A 3,753-nucleotide genomic window follows, 5' to 3' on the forward strand; every position below is an offset into this window, starting at 1 on the left:
CAGGCGTGCTGGCCGGCTGCCCCGGCGATCAGGTCCTGGCGGATCTCCAGTTCCACATGCACCAGTCCGCGGCCTTCGCCGTGCACCGGCACCGCGTAGTCGCTGCTGCTGTTGACCGAATACGGCTGGTTGTCGCCGACCACCAGGTCACCCTCGTCACGCAGCGCCCGCAGCAGGGCCTGGGCGAAGCGGGTGTCGCGGTGGTACAGCACGCCGGCGTGCCAGGGGCGCTGTATGCCGTCCATCGCCGGGGTGAAGCTGTGCATCATCACCAGCAGCGTCGGCAGGCCGGCGTCGCGTCGGCGCGCCAGTTCGGCCTCGATGCGGGCGTGGTAGGGCGTGTGGATGGTGTCGATGCGCTGCCGGCGCTGCGCATCGCTCAAGCCGAGGTTGCCGGGAATGGCGGTGCCGTCGCTGGTTTCCGGAATCAGCGTCGGTGACGCCAGCGGCCGGTTGCAGTCGATCAGCAGGCGCGAATAGGTCTGCTCGATCGCCCACGCATCCAGCCGCCGCGCCAGTTCACGGGTGGTGCCGGCGATGCCGATATCCCAGCCGATGTGGCGGTCCAGCTCGTGCGGCGGCAGCCCGAGATTTTCCAGCGTCGCCGGCACGCATTGGCCGGCATGGTCGGCCAGCAGCAGGAAAGGCGAGCGGCCGTGCGGGTTGTGCACGGTGAACACGGCCGGATCGCTGCTGCCCAGCAGCGGGACGGGGCGGGTATTGCCCGAATCAGCCACGTGGGGTGCCATCCAGATGGTGTTCGATCATCCACAGCCCGGCCCAGAGCTTGGCGTCCAGCTCGTAGCCTTCGCCCATCTTCTCCACCAGCCAGGCGGCGGCGCGGGCGCGCGGGATCTCGTGCACGGTGATGTCCTCGCTGCCATCGCCACCGCCGGCACCGACCTTGCGCAGGCCGGTGGCGCGGACGAAGGCGATCTTCTCGCTGCTGGCGCCGGAGGAGGTGGGGCCGATCATCAGCACCTCGGCGTGCGCGGCGGTCCAGCCGGTTTCCTCTTCCAGCTCGCGCACCGCCGAGGCCTCGATCGACTCGCCGGCGTCGATGTCACCCACCAGCCCGGCCGGCATCTCGATGGTGCGCGCCTGCAGCGGCACGCGGAACTGTTCGACGAACAGCACATTGTCGGTCGGGGTGACGGCGATGATGATCGCCGCCAGTCCACCGGCATGGGTGCGCTCGGAATATTCCCAGCTGCCCCGCACCAGCATGCGCTGGTATTTGCCTTCATAGACGACGCGGGGTTCTGCGGTGTTGTGATTCATGCGAACTCGTTGACGGAAGCGGGAGGGGATTCCAGTCCGGCCGCGGCCAGCAGCCGGCGCCGGGTCATCGGGCCGAAACGCAGCGCCTCGCACAGCCCGCCGAGCATGTCGGCATCGGCCTGGGTACGGAGGAAGCCGGGCTGCGCGGTGGCCAGCGGCGCGTCCACGGCAATGGTGGTCAGCTGGCGGAAAAGCAAGGCCTGCTCGCGCTGCTCACGCAGGCGCGTGGCCATCGTGGCCGCACCGCGCAGGCGCAGGAACGGCACCTCTCGATGCGTTCGAGCAGCGTGTCCAGCTGCCGAAATGCGCCAGCAGCACCGCTGCCGATTTGGCGCCGATACCGGACACGCCGGGAATGTTGTCCACCGCATCGCCGCACAGCGCCAGGTAGTCGGCAATCTGATGGGCGTGCACGCCGTGCCGGGCTTTCACCCCGGCCGCGTCCCAGCGCTGGTTGCGCGCGTAGTCCCACTGCTGGTCGTGGTCGCCCAGCAGCTGCGAGAGGTCCTTGTCGGCGGAGATGATCACTCCGCGCAGCGGGTGCGCGCGCGCCGCATGCAGCGCGCTGCCGATCAGGTCATCGGCCTCGTAGGCGCGGTCGCCCAACACGTTCAGGCCCAGCGCGGCGCACAGTGCCTTGCAGTGGGCGAACTGGCGGCGCAGTTCTTCCGGGGCCGGATCGCGGTTGGCCTTGTAAGCGGGGTAGAGCTGATGGCGGAAGCCGCTGTCCAGCGCCTCGTCGAACGCCACGGCGATGTGCCGTGGACGCTCGCGTTCGAGCAGGTCCAGCAGAAAACGGGAAAAGCCATGTACCGCATTGACCGGCCAGCCCTGGCTGTCCTGGAAGTCGTCCGGCATCGAATGCCAGGCGCGGAAGATGTAGATGCTGGCATCGATCAGGTACAGCGGTTGCGGCACGGCGGCTGCGTTCACGCCTGCCAGTCCTGCAGCAGCACCGCCGGATCGGGGCGGTCGCGTTCGGGTGCCTGCAGCTTCGGTGTACCGATATGGATGAAGCCGACAATGCGCTCGTCTTCGGTCAGACCCAGATATCGCGCCACTTCCGCGTCATAGGCCATCCAGGCGGTCAGCCACTGCGCACCGAAGCCGAAGCCCTGGGCGGCCTGCAGCAGCGCAAAGCAGACGCAGCCGGCTGTGAGCAGCTGCTCCTGCGGTGGCACCTTGTCCTCCTGCAGCCGCGCGATCACGGTGATGATCAACGGGGCGTGCGAGAAGCGCAGACGGTCTTTCTCCACCGCGGCCTCGGCCACCTGCGGGTTGCGCTCGCGGCTGCGGCGGGCGAGGAATTCGCCCAGACTGTGACGGGCATCGCCGCGCAGGCGCAGAAAACGGAACGGCACCAGCTTGCCGTGGTCGGGTACGCGGACCGCCGATTGCAGCATGCGCAGCACGGTGGCGTCGTCCGGAGCGGGGGCCTCCAGCAGCCGTGAGGGAACCGAGCGGCGCTGGTCCAGCGCTTGCAGGAAGCAGTTGTCGGGCATGGGGGCTCAGACAGGGAAAACGGCCATCGATTATAGACGTCGGGGCCCGCGGGGCCGGTTGTGACGGGCTGCCCGCCAATTCTGTGCACTGCGTCCGCATGGCTGAATGTGCGCAGATTCGCCAACAACCGGCGTGCCGCTTAGCATGGCACTCCATACCGGGACGCCGGTCACGAGGTACGAAGTGCGCACTCCATCACTGACCCTGTTCAGCTTTCCCGCCTACCATGTGCGGGCGGAAACAGGGATAGCGTCCGTCCACTCTTATCTGATACCCAACAACCGAGCGTTTGTCCGGGTGTGGAGCTGTTGCGCATGATGTCCAATCCGCATCCGTCCGGGCACTCCGGGCAAAACCGGGCGCTGCTGGTGCAGGTGCGCAACGCCGTGCTGCCTGCGCTGGGGGCCTCTTTCGGCAAAGTGCTGGCCGGTTTTGACGATGCCCTGTTCGATCGCGCGGAAGGTGCCGGCGCATCCCAGCTGTTGTTCCTGGACGGCATGCGTGAACTGCGTCGTCGCCGGGAGGAAATTGTCACCCTGTTCAACACCCATCTGCGCAAGGCGTGGGATGCGTTGGAGGCGGGTACCGTTCAATCGGCTGAAAGCGTACTGGCCGGTCAGACCGAGGGTGGGCTGAGTCTGGTACCCGAACATGTGCTCGAATCGCGGCTGGCGGTGCGCAATTTCGCCACCGTGCTGCTGCGCGACTGGAAGCCGGTGCTGGCCCGGATCGACCGCCGCCTGGCCTGGATCGGGGGCGTTGCCGAACTCGATGCCGATACCAACCCCATTGGTGCCGAGCACATCGGTGTGGCCGTGCACGAGGCGTTTTCCACCTGTGATCTGGCGCCGGAAGTGCGTCTGGTGCTGATCAAGCTGTGCGAGCGCGAGTTCGCGCACATGATCGGCAAGGTCTACCAGAGCCTGGACGAGCAGCTGGCGCAGGCCGGCGTCATGCCGGAGATTTCAC

At 67.5% G+C, this 3,753-nt stretch carries 4 protein-coding genes and 1 pseudogene; 1 reads left to right on the forward strand and 4 read right to left on the reverse strand.

Features of this window, described 5'->3' with window-relative positions:
* The 4 genes and pseudogenes from JCM9942_RS12090 to JCM9942_RS12105 all read right to left on the reverse strand — a co-directional run.
* Positions 1-749: N-formylglutamate amidohydrolase (locus JCM9942_RS12090; protein WP_054659952.1), on the reverse strand; the 749-nt coding region annotated here is incomplete at its 3' end.
* Positions 730-1,281, reverse strand: coding sequence for an NUDIX hydrolase (locus JCM9942_RS12095; protein ID WP_054659947.1), 552 nt, complete (start codon positions 1,279-1,281; stop codon positions 730-732). The genes JCM9942_RS12095 and JCM9942_RS12090, both read right to left, overlap by 20 nt.
* Positions 1,278-2,214: pseudogene (locus tag JCM9942_RS12100) on the reverse strand (5'-3' exonuclease). Before JCM9942_RS12100 ends, JCM9942_RS12095 begins: the two are co-directional and overlap by 4 nt.
* Positions 2,211-2,783, reverse strand: coding sequence for a nitroreductase family protein (locus tag JCM9942_RS12105; protein WP_054659949.1), 573 nt, complete (start codon positions 2,781-2,783; stop codon positions 2,211-2,213). The pseudogene JCM9942_RS12100 and the gene JCM9942_RS12105 overlap by 4 nt, the downstream one beginning before the upstream one ends.
* Before the next feature lie 315 nt (positions 2,784-3,098).
* Between JCM9942_RS12105 and JCM9942_RS12110 the strand changes: the two genes are divergently transcribed.
* The coding region (locus JCM9942_RS12110; RefSeq protein ID WP_157722903.1) for a DUF1631 family protein at positions 3,099-3,753 on the forward strand (655 nt) is incomplete at its 3' end.

Origin of the sequence: Stenotrophomonas pictorum JCM 9942 (genome assembly GCF_001310775.1) — a bacterium.
Lineage (GTDB): Bacteria > Pseudomonadota > Gammaproteobacteria > Xanthomonadales > Xanthomonadaceae > Stenotrophomonas > Stenotrophomonas pictorum.

Excerpts from the sequence above, each read along its gene's own strand:
- JCM9942_RS12105 (WP_054659949.1), bottom strand. The coding sequence starts at position 2,783 with ATGCCCGACAACTGCTTCCTGCAAGCGCTGGACCAGCGCCGCTCGGTT.
- JCM9942_RS12095 (WP_054659947.1), bottom strand. The coding sequence starts at position 1,281 with ATGAATCACAACACCGCAGAACCCCGCGTCGTCTATGAAGGCAAATAC.